The following is a 21,708-nucleotide window of genomic DNA, read 5'->3' on the forward strand; positions in this document are numbered from 1 at the left end:
TCAGCGCTGCCCCCGCAGGCGGCGCCACAGCAGCCGCGGCGCACGCCAGAGCATGCCGAAGAACAGGCGGGTATGCATGCGGCTGATGCGCACGTTGTCGCGCCACACATCGAAGTGCGACACGCCATCGGACGGATAGGTCACGCGCGTGGCCAGGTGCTCGACCGGCAATTGCCGCCAGTACAGCCGCACCATCACTTCGGTATCGAAATCCATGCGCCGGCCGATGGTCTCTTCACCGATCAGGCGCAGTACCGGCGGCAGCGGATACACGCGGAAGCCACACATGGTGTCGCGCAGGTGCAGCGACAGCGTGTTGATCCAGACCCAGATGTGGGTGGCGTAGCGGCCATACAGGCGCGCCTTGGGAACACTGGCGTCGTAAGCCGGAATGCCGCAGATCACCGCCTCGGGATGGGCGCGCGCGGCTTCGATGAAGCGTGGCAGGTCAGTGGTATCGTGCTGGCCGTCGGCATCGATCTGCAGCACGTGGCTGTAGCCACGCGCGCCGGCCTCGGCAAAGCCGGCCAGCATCGCCCCGCCCTTGCCCTGGTTGACGTCCAGGCGCAGCAGGTCGACGCCCTGGCGCTGTGCCAGCGCGCGCAGCACCGCCGCGCACCCATCGTGCGAACCATCGTCGACCAGCAGGCAGGGCAGTCCCGCAGCCTGCACGCCATCGACCACCGCCGCGATGGCGTGCTCGTGGTCGTAGACAGGGATCACCACCAGTGGCGCGAATGCGGCACCGGCAACGGCCGGATCAGTCCGCATCAGCGAAAACCACCCTGCCGCTGGCATGCACACCGTGGCTGGAGGTGTAGCGGAAGGCCAGCACGTTGCGTGCGGCATCCCAGTCCAGCTGCAGGGTCAACTCGTCACCGGGGCGGGCCACGTGCTGGAATTTCACCGCATCCATGCGCACGAACGCGCCCCGCATCACAAACGCCTGGCGGGCGAAGCGCACCGCCCAGTCCAGCTGCGCCACGCCGGGCAGGATTGCCGCCTGCGGGAAGTGGCCCTGGAACGGCCGCAGCGCCGGGTCCAGGGTCATGCGCAGGGTGGCGCTGGCGGCATCGCGGTGATCCCACGCCGGCACCGGCATCAACGGCTGGAACAGCGCCGCCAGCGCGGCCTGGGTCACCTTGCCCTGCGCATTGATCGGCAGCGCCTGCACCAGGCGCCAGCGACGCGGCCGGGTCACTGCGTCATGCGCATGCGCCAGGCGGGCGCCAAGGCGCTGGCCCAGCGCACGGCGCGCGGCGTCGCCGCCCTCCAGCAGCGCCGGATCGGCCGGCACCACCACGGCGGCCAGCTGCTCGCGCTGCCCGGGCAGCACCAGCACGCGCGCGTCATCCACCTCGGCGTCTTCGCGCAGCGCGCGTTCCAGCGCATCCAGCGACACCCGTCGTTCCTCGATCTTGACGATGCGGTCGGCCCGGCCCAGCAGGCGGAAGCGGCCGTCGGCCAGGGCTTCGACACGGTCCTGGGTGCGCCACCAACCGGGGGTGTCCAGGTGCGCCGAGGCCACCGCCAGGCAGCCATCGTCGATGCGCCACTGCACGCCCGGCAGCGGCTGCCACGGCGGCAGGTCGATGTCCCAGCGGCGCCAGGCGATGCCGCCGGTCTCGCTGCTGCCATAGACCTCGGTCGGGGCCACGCCCAGCCACTGCCGCACCTGCCGCGCTGCGTCTTCCGGCAGCGGACCACCGGAGGAGAACACCGCGCGCAGGCGGCCATGCAGGCTGGCCCAGTCGAGCTGCCCGGGCAGGCGCTTGAGGTGGGCCGGCGTCGCCACCAGCACCGTATCGGTACCGGCCAGCGCACCCACCAGGTCTTCGTGGAAGAACCGGCGCGGATGAATCAGGCGGCCGGCGGCCAGCGGCCACAGCACGCGGAACAGCAGCCCGTAGATGTGCTGGTGGGACACCGTGCCATGGACCTGCACACCCTCCATCTGCGCACCGAACGCGGCCTGCAGCGCCTCCACCTCGCGCGCCAGCTGGTCCAGGCGCTTGCCGATCGCACTGGGCTGGCCGGTGCTGCCGGAGGTGAACACGCACAGCTCGCAGGCGCGCTCGTCCAGCGCCTGCAGCTCATCGTCCAGCGCGGCGTCCAGCGCCACCAGCGGGCGGTAGTCGGCGGACACGTCGCCTGCGAAGCCGCTCACCTGCGGCTGCAGCGCCTGCAGCGTGGCTGGCAGGTTGTCGGCGGCCAGGAACACCCGCTTGCCGGCATGCCAGGCACCGAACAGCGCGGCGGCAAAGGCCACGGCATCATCGAAGTACAGGGCCCAGTCGCGGCCTTCGGCGGCCGCAAAGGCGGCGCGCCAGGCCAGTACGCGCTGGCGGAAGCCGGCATGGTCGATCACCTCGCCGTCGCACAGGCCGACGCTGCGCTGCGGCCGTGCCTCCAGCAGCAGCTGGTCCAGGGCAATCCACTCAGCCATGCGCGTGCGCCGCCTTCACCTGCCGCCGCACCAGCCACTCCCCTGCGAACAACACGCCCATCATCACGTACGCCAACAATCCGTTGTAGAGCATCCAGACCCGGTCCGACGCGTACAGCGCGGTCAGCAGGGCCAGGCTGCCGTTGAGAACGAAGAAGCCACACCACACCTGGGTGACGCGGCGGGTATAGGCCACCGCGAACGGCGGCAGGTCCGGCTCCTGCAGCCGCGCCAGGCGCTCCACCAGCGGCGGCCCGAAGCGCAGGCTGGTGCCGAACACCGCCAGCATCACCACGTTGACCAGCGCCGGGTACAGCTTCAGCGGCAGGGCCTGGTTGAGCACGGTGGCCAGCACCGCCAGCAGGCCGGTGCCAGCGGCGGCGGCCCACCACAGCGGCTGTCGCGTGCTCAGTGCACGCAGCAGGGCCAGGGTGAACAGCAGCAGCGACAGCCAGCGCGGCTCGAAACGGCCCATCGCCAGGTACACCAGCAGCGGGTAGGCAAGCGAAATCGCTGCCACCACGACGGTACGTGCGCGAGCCATGGCGAAGCCGCCGGCGCTGCGGTCAGGCGGCTGCCTGGTCCGGCAGCAGTCCATGCACGACATCGACGATGTCCTGCACGGTGCGCACGGCCTTGAACGCTTCCGGCTGCAGATTGCGGCCGAGCAGCGGCTTGAGCTGCACGATCAGGTCGACCGCATCGATGCTGTCGATGTCCAGGTCGTCGTACAGGCGGGCCTCGGGGGTGATCCGGGCGGTTTCGATCTCGAAGCTGTCGGTCAGGATGCTGACGATGCGTTCGAACAGTTCATTCTTGGTCATGGCAATTCCTGGCGCCGTTACGACTGGCGGGCGGCGACGAACTCGCCGAGCGCGCGCACGCTGGAGAAATGGCGACGGGTTTCTTCTGAATCGGCCGAGAGGCTGACACCGTACTTCTTCTGCAGCGCCAAGCCCAGTTCCAGCGCGTCGATCGAATCCAGGCCGAGGCCCTCGACGAACAGCGGCGCGGTCGGATCGATGTCCTCCGGCGTGATGTCCTCCAGCGAAAGGGAGGAAATGATCAATTCCTTGATCTCGTGCTCAAGTGCTTGCACGGGGCGGATCTCCAGACAGGTCGAAATAACGAGAAAGGTGCTCGGTGACGCGGCGTGCTGCCAAGGCATCCCCCCTTGGCGAGTCGTCATCGGCCAGGAAGGGCGCGATCGGGATATCTTCGCCGATCTGCAGCCGAACGTGAAAGCGACGTGAGGGGACACGATACCACTTCTGTCCCTTGGTCAACGTGGGCGGGGTGCAGGTGATCCGTACCGGGGTGATGTCCAGCCGGCCGCGGACGGCGATGTTGGCGGCCCCGCGCTGCAGCCGCGGCGGTTGGCCCGGCACGCTGCGGGTGCCCTCCGGGAAGATCACCAGGGTACCGCCGGCATGCACCGCCGCTACGCAGTCGTCGACCAGGCCGGCCCCGTCATCGTTGGCGATGTAGCCGGCCGCCCGCACCGGGCCGCGCATGAACGGGTTGCAGGCCACGGCCCGCTTCACCACGCAATCGGCGTTGGGCAGCAGCGAAATCAGGCAGACCACGTCGATCAGGGTCGGGTGATTGGCCAGAACCAGCAAACCGTCGCGCTGCAGGCGTTCCCCGCCCTCGATCTGGTAGGTCATCACCCCCAGCGCACGCATCAGGCGCAGGTGGCTGGCAAAGGCGACCTGGACCACGCGGCGGGCCCGGCGGCGGCGGACCACCGGGTCGCGCATCAGCAGCAGCACCGGCATCACCAGCACGCCCAGCAGCAGGCCGCCCACGCCAAATGCGGCGAAGCTCAGGCCGGTGCCGAACACCCGCCAGGCATGATCGAGGCGGCGCAGCGCCTCAGCCACGGCGTCCCCAGCGCCAGCGCTGGCCGTGGGCCACATGCTCCAGCGCCGGCGCGCCAGACAGCAGGAAGCGGTGCAGGTCCAGCGCGTGCGGCAGCGTGCCCGGGGCGGTGGCGGTGGCCTCCGGCGCCGCCTCCCATTGCAGCGAGAGCGTCGGCTGGCCCGCTGTCGGCGCGGTCAAACGCCAGCACCAGGCAAAGAACGGGTCGGGTTCGTCGGCAAACGTCGCGTAAATTTCAGGAAGCGGCGACTCATAGACCACCACCCGCACTTCGCGGGCACCATCGGCCAGCAGCCCGGCGGCCTCCAGGCAGGCGGTCTCGACCGTGGCCTGGCCGGCGGCCAGCGCCAGGTAGTTGCCGCGGTGGCCGCGGGCGATCGAGTACAGTGCCGCGATCGCGTTGTGCACCGACAGGCCGAACCCGGTGGGGGACAGGGGCTGATCGCTGGCCAGCGCCCCCAGCAGGTCCATCGAACGGGCCACGTCGCCGTGGCGGCTGGCGAACACCAGCGGCACCCGGCTGTCAGCGCCCTGCCCGTCCTCGCACCAGCAGGCAGCCTGGATCGCCATCCGGCCCAGCCGCTCGATGCGGCGGCGCTGCATCGCCGGGATCTCGGCCAACGCCGGCGTGTCTTCGCCCTGCGGCGGATACGGCGCATCGGCCCAGCCCAGCCACTGGCTACGCTCGCTCAGGCCGGGCGCCCAGGCGGCCCAGTCGACGATGGAGAATTCGATCATTTAGCGATGGTGCTTCAACGGGAGAACGATAGGCACGAGCCATTACGGCGACGCGCGGCGGCCCCCCATTCCTGCAGCCGTGCGTCCGTCCAGGACGTCGCCGGCTGCCCCCCTGGCCGCCGGAAAGGAGCGCACGCTAGCACGTCCTGCGCGGGGTGTGCAGGTTTCACATTCCCGAACGCGGGGGCCGGCACCGGCCGGCCCCGCATTCAAACGATCAGTGGTAACCGGTGTCGGCGTGCACCTTGCCGCGGAACACCCGGTATGACCACGCCGTGTAGCCGAGGATGACCGGCAGCAGAATGACCAGCCCGACCAGGGTGAAGCCCAGCGAGGAGGCCGGCGCGGCGGCCTGCCACAGGGTCATCGACGGCGGCAGCAGGTAGGGCCACATGCCCAGCACCAGGCCAAGGAAGCCGAGCACGAACAGGGCCAGGCTGAGCAGGAACGGCGGCAGGTCGCGGCGCGGATGGGTCGCGCTGCGCCACAGCGCGGCCGCCACCGCCAGGGTCAGCAGCGGGACCGGCGACAGCCACCAGAAGTTGCCGTCGCTGAACCAGCGGTCCATCAACCGCGAATCGAGGAACGGCAGCCAGCTGCTCACCAGGCCCATCGCCGCGATCACCGCCACCACCAGCGGGCGGGTCATCTGCCGCGCCAGCGCCTGCACGCGTCCTTCCGTCTTCAGGATCAGCCAGGTGCTGCCCAGCAGCGCATAGCCGGCCACCAGCGCGGCACCGGTCAGCATCGCGAACGGGCTGAACCAGGCGAACGCGCCGCCCTGGTAGGCACCGTCCACCAGCGGGATGCCCTGCACCAGCGTGCCCAGGATCACGCCCTGGGCGAAGGTGGCCAGCAGCGAACCCAGGCCGAACCCCACGCTCCACAGGCGGCGCGAACGATGTGCCTTGAAGCGGAACTCGAACGCCACGCCGCGGAACACCAGCGCCACCACCAGCAGCAGCACCGGCAGGTACAGCGCCGACAACAGCACCGCATAGGCTTTCGGGAACGCCGCCAGCAGCCCGGCGCCGCCCAGTACCAGCCAGGTCTCGTTGCCGTCCCAGATCGGCGCGGCGGTGTTCATCATCAGGTCCAGCTGCTCCTCGTCCTCGGCGAACGGGGCCAGGATGCCGATACCGAGCACGAAGCCGTCCAGCACCACGTACATCAGCACGCCGAAGCCGATCACCGCGAACCACGCCACCGGCAGCCAGGTCATCAGGTCCATGTCAGCGCTCCTCCAGCGGTTCGTCGGCCGCCGACAGCGGGCGTGCCGGGGTGTGGCTGCCGTGGTCCAGCGACGGCCCATCATCGTGCGGACGCGGTCCGTGGCGCAGGATCTTCACCAGGTACCAGATGCCCCAGCCGAACACGAAGGCGTAGCCAACCACGTACACGCCCAGCGACAACGCCGTCATCCACGCGCTCTGCGGGCCAACCGCATCAGCGGTGCGCAGCACGCCGTACACCACCCACGGCTGGCGCCCCATCTCGGTGACGAACCAACCGGACAGCAGCGCGATGAAGCCACTCGGCAGCATCCAGTTCCATCCGCGCAGCAGCCACGGTGAATCCAGCAGCTTCCTGCGCCACAGCTGGAACGCTGACACCCAGGCCAACAGCAGCATCAGCGTGCCCAGCCCGACCATGATGCGGAAGGCGAAGAACACCGGCGTCACCGGCGGCCGCTCGCTGGCCGGTACCGAGGTCAGCGGGTCGAAGGTGCCGTCCAGGCTGTGGGTGAGGATCACGCTGCCCAGCTTCGGGATGGCCACTTCGAAATCGTTGCGCTCTTCCTTTTCATTGGGCAGCGCGAACACCACCAGCGGCACGCCCTCGCCTTCCTCGGTTTCATGCCAGTGCGCTTCCATCGCCGCGATCTTCATCGGCTGGTGCTTGAGCGTGTTCAGGCCATGCATGTCGCCGACGAAGATCTGCACCGGCACGGTCAGTGCGGCGAACGCCACCGCCGCGATCAGCATTCGCCGCCCCGCTTCCACGTGCGTGCCCCTGCGCAGGTACCACGCACCGACGCCACCAATCACGAAACAGGTGGTGATGAACGAGCCCAGCGCCATGTGCGCCAGGCGGTACGGGAACGAGGGGTTGAACACCACCTGCCACCAGTCCACCGGATGCACGATGCCGTTGACCATCTCGTAGCCGGCAGGCGTATGCAGCCAGCTGTTGGACGACAGGATCCAGAACGTGGAGAACAACGTGCCCAGCGCCACCATGCAGGTGGACAGGAAATGCAGGCGCGGCGAGACCCGGCCCCAGCCGAACATCATCACGCCGAGGAAGCTGGCTTCCAGGAAGAACGCGGTCAGCACCTCGTAGGTCAGCAGCGGGCCGATGACCGTACCGGCCACCTCGCTCAGCCGCGGCCAGTTGGTGCCGAACTGGAAGGCCATGACGATGCCGCTGACCACGCCCATGCCGAACGACACCGCGAAGATCTTCTGCCAGAAGAAATACAGCTCGCGCCACACGGGCAACTTCGTGCGCAGCCAGCGCCATTCGATGAAGGCCAGCCAGCTGGCCGTGCCGATGGTGAAGGCCGGGAACAGCACGTGGAAACTGATGACGAATCCGAACTGGATCCGGGACAACAACAACGCGTCCAAGGGACGCCTCCTGCCTGCGACCGGTGGGATACCGGACCACTTTAGGAGGATTTCGTTAAGGTTGGATGCGACCGGGTGACGCGCTGCTTCACTTTGTCGCAGGGGTCAACCGTTCTGGTAGCTGCCAGCCTTGGTTGGCACACACGCCCAAACGCCGACCCAGGTCGGCATCTGCCAACGGCGACTGGAACGGCCCACCGCCCGGAGGGCGCCTCAGAGCCAGAAATACCAGGCCGCTGCAGCCAGCAGCGCGCCAAACAACAGCACCTGCACCACCACATAGCCCACGCCACCGTCGCGCGACTCAGCGGCAATGCGCTTCTGCAGCGCCTCGCTCACATCCGGCGTTGCTTCCTGCTGCGCCTGCTCGCGCAACGCCTGTGCCAGCACGCGCGCTTCCGCATCGCGAGGATCGGTGGGTGGGTTCACAGCAGCTCTCCGACAGTGGCATGCCGCGTCAGTTCCTGCTTCAGGACCTGGCGCGCGCGGTGCAGGTGGCTCTTGATGGTACCGCGTGCCAGTCCGGTCACCTGCTCGATCTCGGCCAGATCGAAATCCTCCAGGTAATGCAGGCCGACGATCAGGCGCTGCGGCGCGCTCAGCCGTTCCAGTGCCGCGCCGAGCTGGCGCCCGGCCTGCAGCGCCTCGCTCAACTCGGCGGGCCCGGGGCCTTCATCGCCGATCCCCAGTTGCTCCGGCACCTCCACCGCCACCATCCATTGCGCCTCCAGCCGCCGCCGGCGCAGGTGCTGTAGTGCAGTGGTGTAGGCCACCCGCGAAACCCAGGTACGCAACGAAGATTCAAAGCGGAACCGGTGCAGCTGGCGGAACACGGCCAGGAAGGTTTCCTGCAGCAGGTCAGCCACCTGGTCGCGGTCGCCCACCATGCGTCCGATCACATGCGCGCAGGTGCGCTGGTGGGCTTCAACCAGTTGCGCGAAGGCCGACTGCGAGCCATCGATGATGGCCCGCACCAGGGCCTGGTCCGCGTCCAGCGGCTCGGCGGGCGGTGCCGCCGATACTGCATCGTGGCGGCGACGGCCCCGCAGTGCCGACAGTGCTTCGCCGAGCAGGCTCATCTACGGGGCGCCCCCTGTGCCCGTGGCATGCGCCGGCTCAGCCCTTGCGTGCGGCCGGACGGGTGAAGTGCCAGGCCAGCAGCTGGCCCAGGCCGGCACTGCCGACCAGCGCGGCAGCGGCACCGAAGGTCAGGTCACGCGCACCGATGGCCTCCAGCAGGGCCATGGCCAGGGCCAGGCAGACCAGGCTGATGCCCCAGCGCAACGCCCCCTGGCGGCGCCGCTCTTCTTCCAGCACGGCCAGCGAGCGGATCACTTCCTCCGGCACGTGCGGGGCCACCAGCTTGCTGCGCGCGCGCGCATCGGCAATGGCATGGATCGCGTAGGCGATGCAGATGAAGAGGGTGATCGGGATCAGTTCCTGCATGGTCGGGCTCCTGTTCGATGGATGATGCGGGTTCAGGAGAATGGATGCGCGACCACGGCAACCGGTTGCACTAGCTGCCTGCCACCTCGTCGCTGGCGCCGGGCGTGTCCGCCGGGTCCGGGAAATAGGTCTCCACCTGGAAACCCAGCTGCAGGTCCGCCAACAGTCGCAGCAACTGCTGATCCAGCACAAAACCCGCCCATGCGGTCTTTCCAAAGATGCCGACACGCACGCCGATCGAAGCCTCCTCCTGCAGCAGTTCCCCGATCACATCGGCGCGTGCCCGCAGGAGATCGACCAACGCCGGCCAGGCATCCATCAGCCAGCCGTCCTTGCCCCTCTCCAGTACGAACACCACGCGGGTCTCCGCATGCCCGCTGATCAGGCTGCCGTCGCGATCCCGGTATCCGGTTCCGACGTCTCGGGAAAACGCCGGTTCCAGATCCAGCCGGGCGGCAATCCCGGCGCCGGCCTCTGTTGGGTACTGCACGCGCAGCGAGATCCTGTAGTCGTAGCAGTACATATCGGTTCCATCCGAACGGAATGGCCATCATGCCGCACACGCCGTCGCAGCGACCTGGAGGGGGCCATTTTGCCGATTCCGCTGCCATGACCTGTGGCCCCTGCCCCGGGCCCGTGCGGCTGCTACGCTTGCCCGGTTTCCTCTACTGGTGCCGTCCGCCCATGTCCCGAGTGCTGCCCCTGTCCCTCCTGCTGTCGGCCGTGCTGGCCGCACCGGCTGCGCATGCCGCGCCGACACCGATCACCATCGAACAGGCCTTGGCCGACCCGGACTGGATCGGTCCGCCGGTCGAGAAGGCCTGGTGGTCGTGGAACAGCCAGCAGGTGGAGTACCAGCTCAAGCGCAACGGCAGCCCGGTACGCGATACCTTCCGCCAGCCGGTGGCCGGTGGCGTGGCCGCGCAGGTGGCCGATGACCAGCGCGGCACCCTGGACGTGGCCGAGCCGGTCTACGACCGCAGCCGCAGCCGCAGCGCCTTCGTCCGCAATGGCGATGTGTTCGTGCGCGACCTGCGCAGCGGCGCGCTGACCCAGCTCACCCGCAGCAACGAGCGCGCGGGCAACGTGAACTTTGCCGCCGACAACGGCGTGATCTGGCGCGTCGGCCAGAACTGGTTCCACTGGACCGCCGCCAGCGGCGTGCAGCAGGTGGCCAGCCTGAAGGCCGAGAAGGACCCGCGTACGCCACCGAAGGCCGACGTGCTGCGCGACCAGCAGCTGCGCACGCTGGAAACCCTGCGCCGCGACCGCGAGCAGCGCGAGGCATTGAAGGACCAGGACCAGCGCTGGCGCCAGGCCGATCCGACCCGCGCACCGGGCCCGGTCTACCTGGGCGCCGACGTCGAGATCGGTGACAGCGTGCTGTCGCCGGACCTGACCCACCTGATCGTGGTGACCAAGCCGAAGGACTTCGACGACGGCCGCACCAGCAAGATGCCGCTGTACGTGACCGAATCGGGCTACGAGGAAACCGAGGACACCCGCACGCGCGTCGGCCGCAACGGCTTCGAGCCACACACCCTGTGGTACGTGGACGTGCGCACCGGCAAGGCCGAGAAAGTCTCGCTGTCCAGCCTGCCGGGCATCAGCACCGACCCACTGGCCGAGCTGCGCCGCAAGGCCGGCAAGGATGCGCTGAAGGGCGAGCGCAGCGTGCAGGTGATGAGCGACTTCATGGGCGGCGGCATCCGCTGGAGCGCCGACGGCCAGCAAGCCGCGGTGATGCTGCGTGCCAACGACAACAAGGACCGCTGGATCATCAGCGTCAATGCCGCCGACGGCCGCGTGCAGAACCGCCACCGCCTGACCGACAACGCCTGGATCAACTGGGGCTTCAACGATTTCGGCTGGATGGCCGATGGCCGCACGCTGTGGCTGTTGTCCGAGGAATCGGGCTTCTCGCACCTGTACACCCAGGCCGGCACCGCCAAGCCGCAGGCGCTGACCAGCGGCAAGTGGGAAACCTCGGCACCGGTGCCGTCGGCCGATGGCAAGGGCTTCTACTTCCTGTGCAACCAGCAGGCGCCGCATGACTACGAAGTCTGCGCGGTCGACACCGGCAACCGCCAGGTACGCGAGCTGACCAGCCTCAATGGCGTGGAGGATTTCTCGCTGTCGCCGGATGGCCAGCAGCTGCTGGTGCGTTACTCCGGTGCCTACCTGCCGCCGCAGCTGGCGGTGCTGCCCAGCACCGGCGGCCAGGCACGCGTGCTGACCGACACCCGCACCGCCGACTACAAGGCACGCCAGTGGATCCAGCCGAAGCTGGTGGCAGTGCCGTCCAGGCACGGTGCCGGCGTGGTCTGGGCCAAGTACTACGAGCCGGAAAACAAGGAACCGGGGAAGAAGTACCCGATCGTGATGTTCGTGCACGGCGCCGGCTACCTGCAGAACGTGCACCAGCGCTACCCGGCCTACTTCCGCGAGCAGATGTTCCACAACCTGCTGGTGCAGAAGGGCTACATCGTGCTGGACATGGATTACCGCGGCAGCGAGGGCTACGGCCGCGACTGGCGCACGGCCATCTACCGCAACATGGGCCACCCGGAACTGGAAGACTACAAGGACGGCCTGGACTGGCTGGTCGACACCCAGCAGGGCGACCGTGACCACGCCGGCATCTACGGCGGCTCCTACGGCGGCTTCATGACCTTCATGGCGCTGTTCCGTGCACCGGGCACCTTCAAGGCCGGCGCCGCGCTGCGCCCGGTGGTCGACTGGCACAACTACAACCACGGCTACACCAGCAACATCCTCAACACCCCGGACATCGATCCGGAGGCGTACCGCGTGTCCTCGCCGATCGAGTACGCGCAGAACCTGCAGGACAACCTGCTGATCGCCCACGGCATGATGGATGACAACGTGTTCTTCCAGGACTCGGTGAACCTGACCCAGCGCCTGATCGAACTGCACAAGGACAACTGGTCGATCGCACCGTACCCGCTGGAACGCCACGGCTACGTGCGTGCCGATTCCTGGCTGGACCAGTACAAGCGCATCCTCAAGCTGTTCGAGCAGAACCTGAAGTGAGCAACGCCGCGGCCATGATCCGGATCGTGGCCGCGGTCATCCTGGATGACCGCGGCCGGGCGCTGCTGGTGCGCAAGCACGGTGCCCGCCGCTTCATCCAGCCCGGTGGCAAGCCCGAACCCGGCGAAGCACCGCTGCAGGCGCTGGCCCGCGAACTGCACGAGGAACTGGGCGTGCAGCTGTGCACCGGTGCCGCCATCGCACTGGGCACGTTCGAGGACTGGGCAGTGAACGAGCCCGGCCACCGCGTGCAGGCCCAGGCCTGGTGGGTGCAGGTGGACGGTACGCCACAGGCGTGCGCCGAAATTGCCGAACTGGCCTGGGTGCCGCTGCAACCACCGCATGGCCTGCCCTTGGCACCCTTGAGCGAACACCATATCCTGCCGGCGGTCGCCACCCGGGTGACGGCCCGCTGAGCAGGCGGGCGCCGACTGCAAGGACATCGGATGTCAATGTCGATCACGTCGATCCCCTCGCTGCCTTCCCCGGCCTATCACGCTTGGGTGCGTCCTGTCGCACAGGCCTCGTTCTGGCTGTCACTGGTGCTGACAATCTACTTCGTGCTGCAGGGACTGGTGCTGTGGCCGTTGCACAACCTCGCGCTGTGGCGCCTGGTGGAAAGCGAAGTGCAGCACCAGCAGCTGCACAGCCTGATCTGGCTGCTGGCGCACCCGGTAGCCGCATCGATGGTCGTCGCGCTGTTGTGCCTGGCCTCGACCGTATCCAGCTGGGGCCTGCTGCGCGAACGGCGCTGGGGCCTGTGGAGCTTCGTGGTACTGCTGCTGCTGAGTGGCCTGACCAACTTCGCGGCCGCCTGGTGGCTGGACCTGTTCATGGGCGACTTCATTCCGCTGCTGGCCGATGACCCGGCCCTGCTGCAGGAGCTGCAGCTGAAACGCTGGCTGATCACGCTGACCGTGGTCGGCATGTCGTTCGTGCTTCTCGGCCTGCAGGGCTGGCTGGCCTGGCGCCTGCTGCGGCCGGATGTGCGCTCGCGCTTCCGCTGAGCTCTCGCCCCGGCATTTTTGACGCGAACAACCTGCCCGGCTCAGACGCCGTGACCGCAGCACAGGCGTTCCAGCGGGTTTGATTGCGGATCGGTGGCGGTTGGCTATCGTGGCCCGCGTCTTTCTGCCCTGGCTCCAAGATGCTTCCTTTCGCCCCACGCCACCTGATTCCGGCCTTCATTGCCTTGTTGCTGCTGACCTGGGCGCAGCAGGCGGCCGCAACCGGTCTGCCACGCTGTGGCCTATTCGCGGCCGAAGGCGGTGGCAACCAGCTGCGCGTGGATGGGCCTGACCGCGGGGTGGCGAAGAACACGCACATCTCTGATCGGCCCTTCGTTGTCCAAGAGATCGATGGCGAGCTGAGCCTCGTCAACCTCACCTTCGGAGTTACATCTGGACTGAAGGTCCAGCGTGGCGGTCGCGTCCTGCAGCAGGGCAACACGCGCTACCGCCTGATCCAGCCAGCAGCTTGCCTGCCCCCGGTCGAGCACGCGCCAGGCAGCTGCCTGGCAGATGCCCAGCGCTGCCTTGACAGGCATCATCGTGAGCTGAGCCTGCCGGCGCTGGAATCGGCCTGTGCCGAAGGGGTTCCGTTTCTGTGCCAGCGCCTGCCCGATCGCTATCGCGAGGCTGACCAGGCCCCCCGCAGCGATACGCCGACCGAAGCACAGATCGCGGTGATACAGGCCACGATGGAAAAGGAGATGGCCGAGATGGACTTCCCCCGCCAGTGTCGCAAGGATGACCCTGCGGCCGACACCGAGGCCTGCATGGCCATCCTGGAAGAGCGGCCAGAGCTGGTCGAGGCCGTCGCCACTGCCATCCGCACCGCCTCGATGGCGGCCAAGATGGTTGAAGTGTTCTCGCCTGCAGCCAAGCCTGCGCTGTCCGACGCGCGATTGCAGCGCCTGCAGGACCTATGCACCCAGGTGGGTGAAAGTGACTTCTGCATGGAGGTTGCCACCCTGCAGTGGACCGCCGGCAATCTGCAGGACGGCAGGGCGGCGTTGCAGATGGCCTGCGAAGGCGGCAACGAGACGTCCTGCCGGCAGGCGGCTGCACTGCGGGCGCTGGATGGGGAGCTGTTGCCGCAGGCCGCCAGCGCCGTGCCCTGTGGCCACTACGTGGCCTCCGGCGGGCTGTTGGACGAACTGACATTCGGCGATGGTGGACTGGTGGAGGTGGGCTACGGTTCGCGGGTGCGTGCACGCGTGCAGGACGGCCAAATCCGCATGCGCCACGAGCTGGGGGGTGACTACGTGCTGCAACCGTTGGCCAACGGTGACCTGCTGGGGCTGGACGATTCGATGCGTTTTGAGCGCTTCCAGCGACAGCCGGGAAGTGCCCAGTGCAGCGCACCGCTGGTGTTCGACGAAATCCCGTTCCCGCAGGATTGCCCACGCGCGTCGGTCGACGGCGAAGCAGAAGCCTGCTGCGCGGCCGGCAGGATGCAGGGCTGCAATGTGCTGGGCAGCCGCGCCGCGCTGGGCGGGAAGTGGGTCGAGGCCAGCCAGCACTACCAGAAGGTGTGCCAGGCCGGCATCCGCGAAGGCTGTGAAAACCTGGCCAGCGTGATGGAGAACAGCAGCAGTGTGGACGTCCGCCCCATGCTTGAGGCCGTCTGCGAGGCCGAGGGCAGTGGCCGCCACGTGGCATGTGACGTGCTGGCGACGCGCAACTGGAGCTTGCTGGGTTTCGGCCAGGCGTTGCAACGTGCTGTCCAGGAGCAGTCGGCGGACGAGGATCAGACCGGACCGGCGCCACGCACCCCCAACCACAAGCAGTAAGGGGCTTGCCTACCCGGGCCCTGCGGTAAAGTAGCGCCATGAACGAATTCGAGCGCGTGCGCACCTACCTCACCGACCTGCAGGACCGCATCTGTGCCGCGATCGAGGCCGTCGATGGCCAGGCCCGCTTCCAGGAAGACCTGTGGCAGCGGGCCGAGGGCGGTGGCGGGCGTACCCGCGTGCTGCGCGACGGCGCGGTGTTCGAGCAGGCCGGCATCGGCTTCTCCGACGTGGCCGGCAGCCGCCTGCCGCCGTCGGCCTCGGCCAACCGCCCGGAACTGGCCGGCGCCTCCTGGCGCGCCACCGGCGTGTCGCTGGTGTTCCACCCGCTCAATCCCTACGTGCCGACCACCCATGCCAACGTGCGCTTCTTCCAGGCGCAGCGCGACGGCGAAGTGGTGGCCAGCTGGTTCGGCGGCGGCTTCGACCTGACTCCGTTCTACCCGTTCGACGAGGACGTGCAGCATTGGCACCGGGTCGCACGCAACCTGTGCACGCCGTTCGGCGACGAGCGCTATGCCGCGCACAAGCGCTGGTGCGATGAATACTTCTTCCTGCGCCACCGCAATGAAACGCGCGGCGTCGGCGGCCTGTTCTTCGATGACCTGCACGGCGATTTCGAGCGCGATTTCGCTTATCTGCGTGCGGTCGGTGATGGCTTCCTCGACGCCTACCTGCCGATCGTGCAGCAGCGCAAGGACGCCGCATATGGCGAGCGCGAACGCGAGTTCCAGCTGTACCGCCGCGGCCGCTACGTGGAGTTCAACCTGGTCTACGACCGCGGCACCCTGTTCGGGCTGCAGAGCGGTGGCCGCAGCGAAAGCATCCTGATGAGCCTGCCGCCGCGGGTGCGCTGGGAGTACGGCTTCACCCCGGAAGCGGGCAGCGCCGAGGCGCGCCTGGCCGACTACCTGGTGCCACGCGACTGGCTCTGATCGTCCGGCGCCACGCCTGATCCGTGGCGCCTTCTCACGCCTGTGGTGCGCCCCGCGCCGGACAGGCCCTGCACTGCCTCCTTCAAGGATGACCCCATGCCTGCTGCTGTTCCCTTCCGCCCCCGCGCCGCGGGCTGGCGCTCCCTGCTGTTGCTTGCATTGGCCTCGGCCAGCCTGCCGGCCGCCGCGCAATCGATGGCCTGCGGCACCTACAAGGACGTCGACGGCAACACCACGCTGACCATCGAAAGTGAAGGGCATGGTTTCCTGTCCGGCCCCTACCAGGCCACCGAGCAGCTGCGCATCGCTCGCCAGGAGGACGTGCTCGGCACCGGCAACCTGTCCACCGGCCGCCTGGAAAACTGGTACTTCTCGGACAACGATCGCACGATCAGCACCCCCTATCGCGAATTCACCCGCGAGCACGCTGCCACCTGCAGGACGATGCCGGAGCCCATCGAGGGCGGCTGCGTGATGAACACCTCCGAGTGCCTGGAGGCATTGCCGGAAGCCGAACCGCTGAAGCTGCATGCCTGGTGCGCCGAAGGCGTGGGCGCGGCCTGCATGCAGCTGCTGGAGACCTACCAGCGGCAGGCCAAGGACGCAGCGCCGGCGCCTGCACGTTCCGAGCCGCCGATGCCGGAGATCTGCAAGGAGGATTCGGCGTCGTTCAATGCCGAGGGCTGCAGGGCGATCGCCGAGGTGGTCGGCGCCGAGATGATGGGCAAGGCCGTGCTCGGCCTGCAGCATTCGAACGACCCTGCCTTGCCGACCGCGCAGCTCGATGAACTGGCCGCACTGTGCCGGCGGCAGCACGGCGAGGCGTTCTGTGCCGACGTTGCCGAGGCGCTGTGGAGTGGTGGGCGCCTGTTGCAGGCCCATGAGGCGCTGCAGCTGTCGTGCGCCCAGCGCGCGGAGGGCGTGGCCTGCGGCCGCGCCGAGGCGCTTGCCCGACTGGCCTCGGTACCGGCCGCTGCACTGGCCCCGGTGCCGGCTTCCGCGCTGCCCTGTGGGAGCTATGAAGCGGAGTACGGCGTGCTCTCGCAGCTGCGCTTCCTCGATGGTGGCCTGGTGGAAGCCGGGGGCCGCGACCAGCGCCTGCGCGCGAGCCTGCAGGACGGGCGCATCCTCATCCATCGCGACGTCGGCAGCGACTTCGTACTGCAGCCGCTGAAGAACGGAAACCTGGCCAGCGTCGACGGCGGCAACCGCTTCGCCTACTACGAGCGCAAGCCGGGCTCAGGCAATGCCAGCTGCGCACCGCCGGTGGCCTTCGTGGAGATCCCCCTGCCGCTGGACTGCCCGACCCTGGACCGCAAGGACGGCGCCAAGGCCTGCTGCACCGATGGCAAGCTGCTGGGCTGCAAGGTTGCCGGCGAGGCACTGTTCAAAAACGAACAATGGGCCGCATCGCGGTCCTACTTCCAGACGCTGTGCAGCGCGGGTGTGCGCGAAGGTTGCCTGGCAATGGCCGCGGTGTATGCACATACCGCGGATCCGAAGATTCCGCAGGCGATGGCTGCGATCTGCGCGAAGGACGGCAAGGGCACCCACGTCGCCTGCGATGTGGACGCGACGCGCAACTGGCCGGCGCTGAAGGCGGAAGCCGCTCCCTGAGGCCAGGCACCTGTTGAGCCGGGCATGGGCCCGGCGCTACGAGGTCAGGTGCTCTTCCGCGCGATGATCGTGATGTGCCCGGTCGTCTCCAGCAGGGCGATCTGCACGTCCTCGATCCGCAGGCCGCCCTGTTGGCGCAGCGCGGCATCGAAATCGGCCCGGCTGATCAGTTCGCGGCGGAGAACGCCCTCCAACAGCCGGCCATCACGCGCGATCACGGTGGGCTCTCCTTCGATCATCCGCTCCATGCGCCGATTCCGGGTGGTCAACCAGCCCACCCCGTAGTTCAGCACGATCAGGGTGGCCGCCAGCAGCAGGCCACCGCCCAGCGAGGTGTCGGTGCCCAGCAGCGCGTTCTGCACCGCGTTGCCCAGCAGCACGATCAGCAGCACGTCGAAGGGCGTGATCTGCCCCAGAGCCCGCTTGCCGCCCAGCCGGACCATGCCCAGCACCACGACATAGACCACCACCGCGCGCAGGATGAATTCCCACCACGGCATGGCCAGGGCGAACAGGTCGGGCATGGTCTTCCCCTGCGGAACGGTGGCCCAGCCTAGCACCCGGGGTCGAGATGTTCCGGCGGCACAAATAAAAAGCCCCGCTGACCAGGGGGAGGTCAACGGGGCCGGGGAACGGGCACTTGGGGAGGAGTCCCCGTTCCGAGATCTGCTCCAGGGGATGGGAGAGATCCACAACAGGCGTTGCGCCTGTCGGGAGTTATAGAAGCACTTCGAACACTAACGGTTCGTGAAGGGGCCCCATTTAATGAATTTCAATAGGGGCAACATTCATGGTCGAGTCAGAAACACCCGACTCATGAACAAATTCACGTCGTTTTCGGCCTGAAACACCGTCAGTGCGCTTCGTCCCAGTTGTTGCCGACGCCCGTGTCGACCACCAGTGGCACCCGCAGTTTGGCCGCTTGCGACATGCGCTCCACCACCTGCAAACGCAGGTCCTCGACGAAACTGCTTTCGGTTTCGAACACCAGTTCATCGTGCACCTGCAGGATCATCCGTGCCGGCGCCCCGTTGTCACGCAGCCACTGGTCCACATCCACCATCGCGCGCTTGATGATGTCGGCGGCAGTGCCCTGCATCGGCGCGTTGATCGCCGCGCGTTCAGCACCGGCACGCAGGCCCTGGTTGCGGGCGTGGATGTCGTTCAGGTACAGGCGACGGCCGAACAGGGTTTCCACGTAGCCCTGGTCACGGGCCTGCTGGCGCATCCGCTCCATGAAGTCGCGCACGCCCGGGTAGCGGCTGAAGTACAGCGCCACGTAGTCCTGCGCCTGGCCACGGTCGATGCCCAGGTTGCGGGCCAGGCCGAAGGCGCTCATGCCGTACATCAGGCCGAAGTTGATGGCCTTGGCGGCACGACGCTCGTTCGGGGTCACCTCCTCCAGCGTGCGCCCGAACACCTCGGCGGCGGTGGCACGGTGTACGTCGGCGCCCTGCTCGAAGGCACGCACCAGGCCCGGGTCCTCGGACAGGTGGGCCATGATCCGCAGTTCGATCTGCGAATAGTCGGCCGCCAGCAGCTGGAAGCCTTCCGGGGCGATGAACGCGCGGCGGATGCGGCGGCCGTCCTCGGTGCGGATCGGGATGTTCTGCAGGTTCGGGTCCGACGAGGACAGGCGGCCGGTGGCGGCACCGGACTGGTGGTAGCTGGTATGCACCCGGCCGGTGTCCGGGTTGACCATCTCCGGCAGCTTGTCGGTGTAGGTGCTGCGCAGCTTGGCCAACCCGCGGTAGTCCAGGATCACCCGCGGCAACTCATGCTGGTCGGCAATCGCCTCCAGCGCCTCTTCATTGGTGCTGGGCTGGCCCTTCGGGGTCTTCACCACCGCCGGCAGCTTCAGCTCGTCGAACAGCACCGCCTGCAGCTGCTTGGGCGAATCCAGGTTGAAGCTGCGGCCGGCCAGCTCGGTGGCCTTCTGCTGCGCGGCCAGCATGCGCGAGGACAGGTCCTGGCTCTGCCGGCGCAGTTCGTCGGTGTCGATCCGCACGCCATTGGCTTCAATGCTGGCCAGCACCGGCACCAGCGGCATCTCGATGTTGCGGTACACGCTGTCCAGCGCCGGCTCGGCCAGCAGCTGCGGCTGCAATGCGTGGTGCAGGCGCAGGGTGATGTCGGCGTCCTCGGCGGCGTAGCGGCTGGCTTCGTCGATGCCCACCTGCGAGAACGGGATCTGCTTGGCGCCCTTGCCGGCCACGTCCTCGAACTTGATGGTGCTGTAGCCCAGGTAACGCAGCGCCAGCGAATCCATGTCGTGGCGGGTGGCGGTGGAATTGAGCACGAAGCTCTCGAGCATGGTGTCGTCGTGGTAGCCCTGCATCGCCACGCCGTGGCGGCGCAGCACATGCAGGTCGTACTTGCCATGCTGGCCCAGCTTCTTCTTCGCCGGGTCCTGCAGCGCCGGGCGCAGTGCGTCCAGCACCTGCTGCATGGGCAGCTGGGCCGGCGCACCCGGGTAATCGTGGCCGACCGGAATGTACGCCGCCCTGCCCGGCTCGACGGCCAGGCTGATGCCCACCAGGCGCGCGCGCATCGCGTCCAGCGCATCGGTCTCGGTATCGAAGCTGATCAGTTCGGCCTGCTGCAGGCGTTCGACCCAGGCCTGCAGCTGCTCGGCGGTCAGCACGGTCTCGTACTCACCCGGCGCGGACAGTGCCGGATCCAGCGTGCCAGCGGCGGGCGCCTCGACGCTGCCACGGGCGAAGCCAGCGGCGGTGCCGCGCAGGCTCGGGGTCGTCTCGCTGGCGGCCACCGGTGCCGGCACCGGCGCGCCCAGCTCCTTCAGCGCCTGGGTGAAGCCATAGCGCGTATACAGCTCGGTCAGCGCCGGCACATCCTGCTCGCGCAGGGCCAGCGTGGTCGGGCTGGCGTCCAGCTGCACGTCGGTACGGATGGTCACCAGCTCGCGGTTCAGCGGCAGCCGCTCCAGTGCGGCACGCAGGTTCTCGCCGATCTTGCCCTTCATGGCCGGCGCGGCCGCCATCACGCCGTCCAGGTGCTGGTACTCGGCCAGCCACTTGGCGGCGGTCTTCGGCCCGCACTTCTCCACGCCCGGCACGTTGTCGACCGCGTCGCCCATCAGCGCCAGCAGGTCGATGATCTGGTCGGCGCGCACGCCGAACTTCTCCATCACCGCCGCATCCGAATCCATGCGGCTGCCGGTCATGGTGTTGACCAGTTCGATGCCCGGGCGCACCAGCTGGGCGAAGTCCTTGTCGCCGGTGGAAATGGTCACCTTCAGGTCCTGCGCCAGGCCCTGAAGGGCCAGCGTGCCGATCACATCGTCGGCTTCCACGCCGGGGACGCGCAGGATGCTGATGCCCAGCGCTTCGACGATGCGGCACATCGGCTCGACCTGGCTGCGCAGCTCATCGGGCATCGGCGGGCGGTTGGCCTTGTACTGCTCGTACAGATCGTCGCGGAAGGTCTTGCCCGGCGCGTCGACCACGAACGCGACGTAGGCCGGGCGCTCCTTCAGCGTCGAACGCAGCATGTTGACCACGCCGAACAGCGCGCCGGTGGGTTCACCCTGTGCATTGGACAGGGGCGGCAGCGCGTGGAACGCGCGGTACAGGTAACTGGACCCGTCGATCAGGACTAATCTGCTCATGTGCCGATTCTACGCGCCCGTGCCTGCACCGCGGCGACACGGCCCGTACACCGCGATGGGGCATAATCAGGGCTCTTTCCAGGCAAAGGCCCCGCCGATGAAGACCCTGATGCTGGCTTCCCTGCTCCTGCTCGCTGGCTGCGCCAGCATGGGTGGCGCGGGCGCTCCCCCGGTGGACGTCAAGGGCGCGGATGTATCCAAGCGCACCATGGACAACGGTGACACCATCGAGGAATACCGCGTGTCCGGCCAGCTGCGCATGGTCAAGGTGACCCCGTCGCGCGGTGCCCCGTTCTACATGTACGACAAGAACGGCGACGGCCGCATGGACAACGACAAGGACGGCGTGTCGCCGGTCTACTGGAAGCTGTACAGCTGGTGAGGTGACCGGGGTTGTGACCGGGGTCGGATCCCTTTCCACAGGAAAGGGCTCTGACCCCCTCGAAGCCACCGGCACGGCCCCGATCCCCCCACAAAAAAACAACGCCGGCGCGCATCCTGCGGCCGGCGTCGGGTCCCCTCCCCGGGAACGCTTGAAT

22 protein-coding genes are annotated in these 21,708 nt (G+C 68.1%); 7 read left to right on the forward strand and 15 right to left on the reverse strand.

What is annotated here, in order from left to right; all coding sequences use genetic code 11:
• The 13 genes from VG566_RS06740 to VG566_RS06800 form a co-directional block, all read right to left on the reverse strand.
• Entirely contained in the window at window positions 1-771 is a 771-nt protein-coding gene (locus tag VG566_RS06740) for a glycosyltransferase family 2 protein (RefSeq protein ID WP_014648846.1), read from the reverse strand.
• Entirely contained in the window at window positions 761-2,446 is a 1,686-nt protein-coding gene (locus tag VG566_RS06745) for an AMP-binding protein (RefSeq protein ID WP_241884662.1), read from the reverse strand. The genes VG566_RS06740 and VG566_RS06745 overlap by 11 nt, the downstream gene beginning before the upstream one ends.
• Window positions 2,439-2,990 (reverse strand): membrane protein, encoded by a 552-nt coding sequence (locus VG566_RS06750; RefSeq protein WP_046433259.1) that lies wholly within the window; start codon window positions 2,988-2,990, stop codon window positions 2,439-2,441. Before VG566_RS06750 ends, VG566_RS06745 begins: the two co-directional genes overlap by 8 nt.
• Before the next feature lie 22 nt (window positions 2,991-3,012).
• The gene (locus VG566_RS06755; protein ID WP_005411609.1) at window positions 3,013-3,270 is read right to left on the reverse strand and encodes an acyl carrier protein; all 258 of its coding nucleotides are present in this window, start codon (window positions 3,268-3,270) and stop codon (window positions 3,013-3,015) included.
• 17 nt (window positions 3,271-3,287) lie between these two features.
• Window positions 3,288-3,545 carry a phosphopantetheine-binding protein gene (locus tag VG566_RS06760; RefSeq protein ID WP_005411610.1) on the reverse strand — a complete coding sequence of 86 codons (258 nt, stop codon included), beginning with the start codon at window positions 3,543-3,545 and terminating at the stop codon, window positions 3,288-3,290.
• Window positions 3,532-4,329: a lysophospholipid acyltransferase family protein gene (locus VG566_RS06765; RefSeq protein ID WP_014038937.1), complete on the reverse strand. Its 798-nt coding sequence runs from the start codon at window positions 4,327-4,329 to the stop codon at window positions 3,532-3,534. Before VG566_RS06765 ends, VG566_RS06760 begins: the two co-directional genes overlap by 14 nt.
• The gene (locus VG566_RS06770) at window positions 4,322-5,065 is read right to left on the reverse strand and encodes a beta-ketoacyl synthase chain length factor (protein ID WP_164167070.1); all 744 of its coding nucleotides are present in this window, start codon (window positions 5,063-5,065) and stop codon (window positions 4,322-4,324) included. The genes VG566_RS06765 and VG566_RS06770 overlap by 8 nt, the downstream gene beginning before the upstream one ends.
• A 217-nt stretch (window positions 5,066-5,282) precedes the next feature.
• Window positions 5,283-6,296, reverse strand: a complete 1,014-nt coding sequence (gene cydB / locus VG566_RS06775; RefSeq protein WP_032960627.1) for a cytochrome d ubiquinol oxidase subunit II — start codon at window positions 6,294-6,296, stop codon at window positions 5,283-5,285.
• Between the two features lies 1 nt (window position 6,297).
• Window positions 6,298-7,695 carry a cytochrome ubiquinol oxidase subunit I gene (locus tag VG566_RS06780; protein ID WP_049404030.1) on the reverse strand — a complete coding sequence of 466 codons (1,398 nt, stop codon included), beginning with the start codon at window positions 7,693-7,695 and terminating at the stop codon, window positions 6,298-6,300.
• Between the two features lie 213 nt (window positions 7,696-7,908).
• On the reverse strand, window positions 7,909-8,124 hold the full coding sequence (locus VG566_RS06785) for a hypothetical protein (protein ID WP_014648852.1): 216 nt from the start codon (window positions 8,122-8,124) through the stop codon (window positions 7,909-7,911).
• Window positions 8,121-8,774, reverse strand: coding sequence for an RNA polymerase sigma factor (locus VG566_RS06790; protein WP_049404032.1), 654 nt, complete (start codon window positions 8,772-8,774; stop codon window positions 8,121-8,123). Before VG566_RS06790 ends, VG566_RS06785 begins: the two co-directional genes overlap by 4 nt.
• A gap of 37 nt (window positions 8,775-8,811) precedes the next feature.
• Window positions 8,812-9,141, reverse strand: a complete 330-nt coding sequence (locus VG566_RS06795; RefSeq protein WP_005414880.1) for a hypothetical protein — start codon at window positions 9,139-9,141, stop codon at window positions 8,812-8,814.
• A gap of 70 nt (window positions 9,142-9,211) precedes the next feature.
• A complete protein-coding gene (locus VG566_RS06800) occupies window positions 9,212-9,664 on the reverse strand; it encodes a hypothetical protein (protein ID WP_241884663.1) in 453 nt (150 codons plus the stop codon).
• A gap of 161 nt (window positions 9,665-9,825) precedes the next feature.
• Between VG566_RS06800 and VG566_RS06805 the strand changes: the two genes are divergently transcribed.
• From VG566_RS06805 to VG566_RS06830, 6 genes are all read left to right on the forward strand, one after another.
• On the forward strand, window positions 9,826-12,195 hold the full coding sequence (locus VG566_RS06805; RefSeq protein WP_241884664.1) for an alpha/beta hydrolase family protein: 2,370 nt from the start codon (window positions 9,826-9,828) through the stop codon (window positions 12,193-12,195).
• Window positions 12,192-12,611, forward strand: coding sequence for an NUDIX hydrolase (locus VG566_RS06810; RefSeq protein ID WP_032960632.1), 420 nt, complete (start codon window positions 12,192-12,194; stop codon window positions 12,609-12,611). The genes VG566_RS06805 and VG566_RS06810 overlap by 4 nt, the downstream gene beginning before the upstream one ends.
• A 30-nt stretch (window positions 12,612-12,641) precedes the next feature.
• Window positions 12,642-13,202, forward strand: a complete 561-nt coding sequence (locus VG566_RS06815) for a hypothetical protein (RefSeq protein WP_032960634.1) — start codon at window positions 12,642-12,644, stop codon at window positions 13,200-13,202.
• A 140-nt stretch (window positions 13,203-13,342) separates the two neighbouring features.
• The gene (locus VG566_RS06820; protein WP_241884665.1) at window positions 13,343-14,989 is read left to right on the forward strand and encodes a hypothetical protein; all 1,647 of its coding nucleotides are present in this window, start codon (window positions 13,343-13,345) and stop codon (window positions 14,987-14,989) included.
• A gap of 38 nt (window positions 14,990-15,027) precedes the next feature.
• Window positions 15,028-15,924 carry an oxygen-dependent coproporphyrinogen oxidase gene (gene hemF, locus VG566_RS06825; protein ID WP_032960638.1) on the forward strand — a complete coding sequence of 299 codons (897 nt, stop codon included), beginning with the start codon at window positions 15,028-15,030 and terminating at the stop codon, window positions 15,922-15,924.
• Window positions 15,925-16,020: 96 nt separating this feature from the next.
• Window positions 16,021-17,541 carry a hypothetical protein gene (locus VG566_RS06830; RefSeq protein ID WP_241884666.1) on the forward strand — a complete coding sequence of 507 codons (1,521 nt, stop codon included), beginning with the start codon at window positions 16,021-16,023 and terminating at the stop codon, window positions 17,539-17,541.
• A 44-nt stretch (window positions 17,542-17,585) separates the two neighbouring features.
• Here VG566_RS06830 and VG566_RS06835 read toward each other — a convergent pair whose 3' ends face one another.
• Complete coding sequence (locus VG566_RS06835) at window positions 17,586-18,065, reverse strand: DUF421 domain-containing protein (protein WP_014648862.1); 480 nt, start codon at window positions 18,063-18,065, stop codon at window positions 17,586-17,588.
• A 329-nt stretch (window positions 18,066-18,394) separates the two neighbouring features.
• The gene (polA, locus tag VG566_RS06840) at window positions 18,395-21,169 is read right to left on the reverse strand and encodes a DNA polymerase I (protein ID WP_241884667.1); all 2,775 of its coding nucleotides are present in this window, start codon (window positions 21,167-21,169) and stop codon (window positions 18,395-18,397) included.
• A 97-nt stretch (window positions 21,170-21,266) separates the two neighbouring features.
• On the opposite strand from polA, the gene VG566_RS06845 reads away from it, so the two are divergent.
• On the forward strand, window positions 21,267-21,551 hold the full coding sequence (locus VG566_RS06845) for a DUF2782 domain-containing protein (protein WP_014038952.1): 285 nt from the start codon (window positions 21,267-21,269) through the stop codon (window positions 21,549-21,551).
• Window positions 21,552-21,708: the final 157 nt, after the last annotated feature.

Source organism: Stenotrophomonas sp. CASM114 (assembly GCF_049384325.1).
Taxonomy (GTDB): Bacteria; Pseudomonadota; Gammaproteobacteria; order Xanthomonadales; family Xanthomonadaceae; genus Stenotrophomonas; species Stenotrophomonas muris.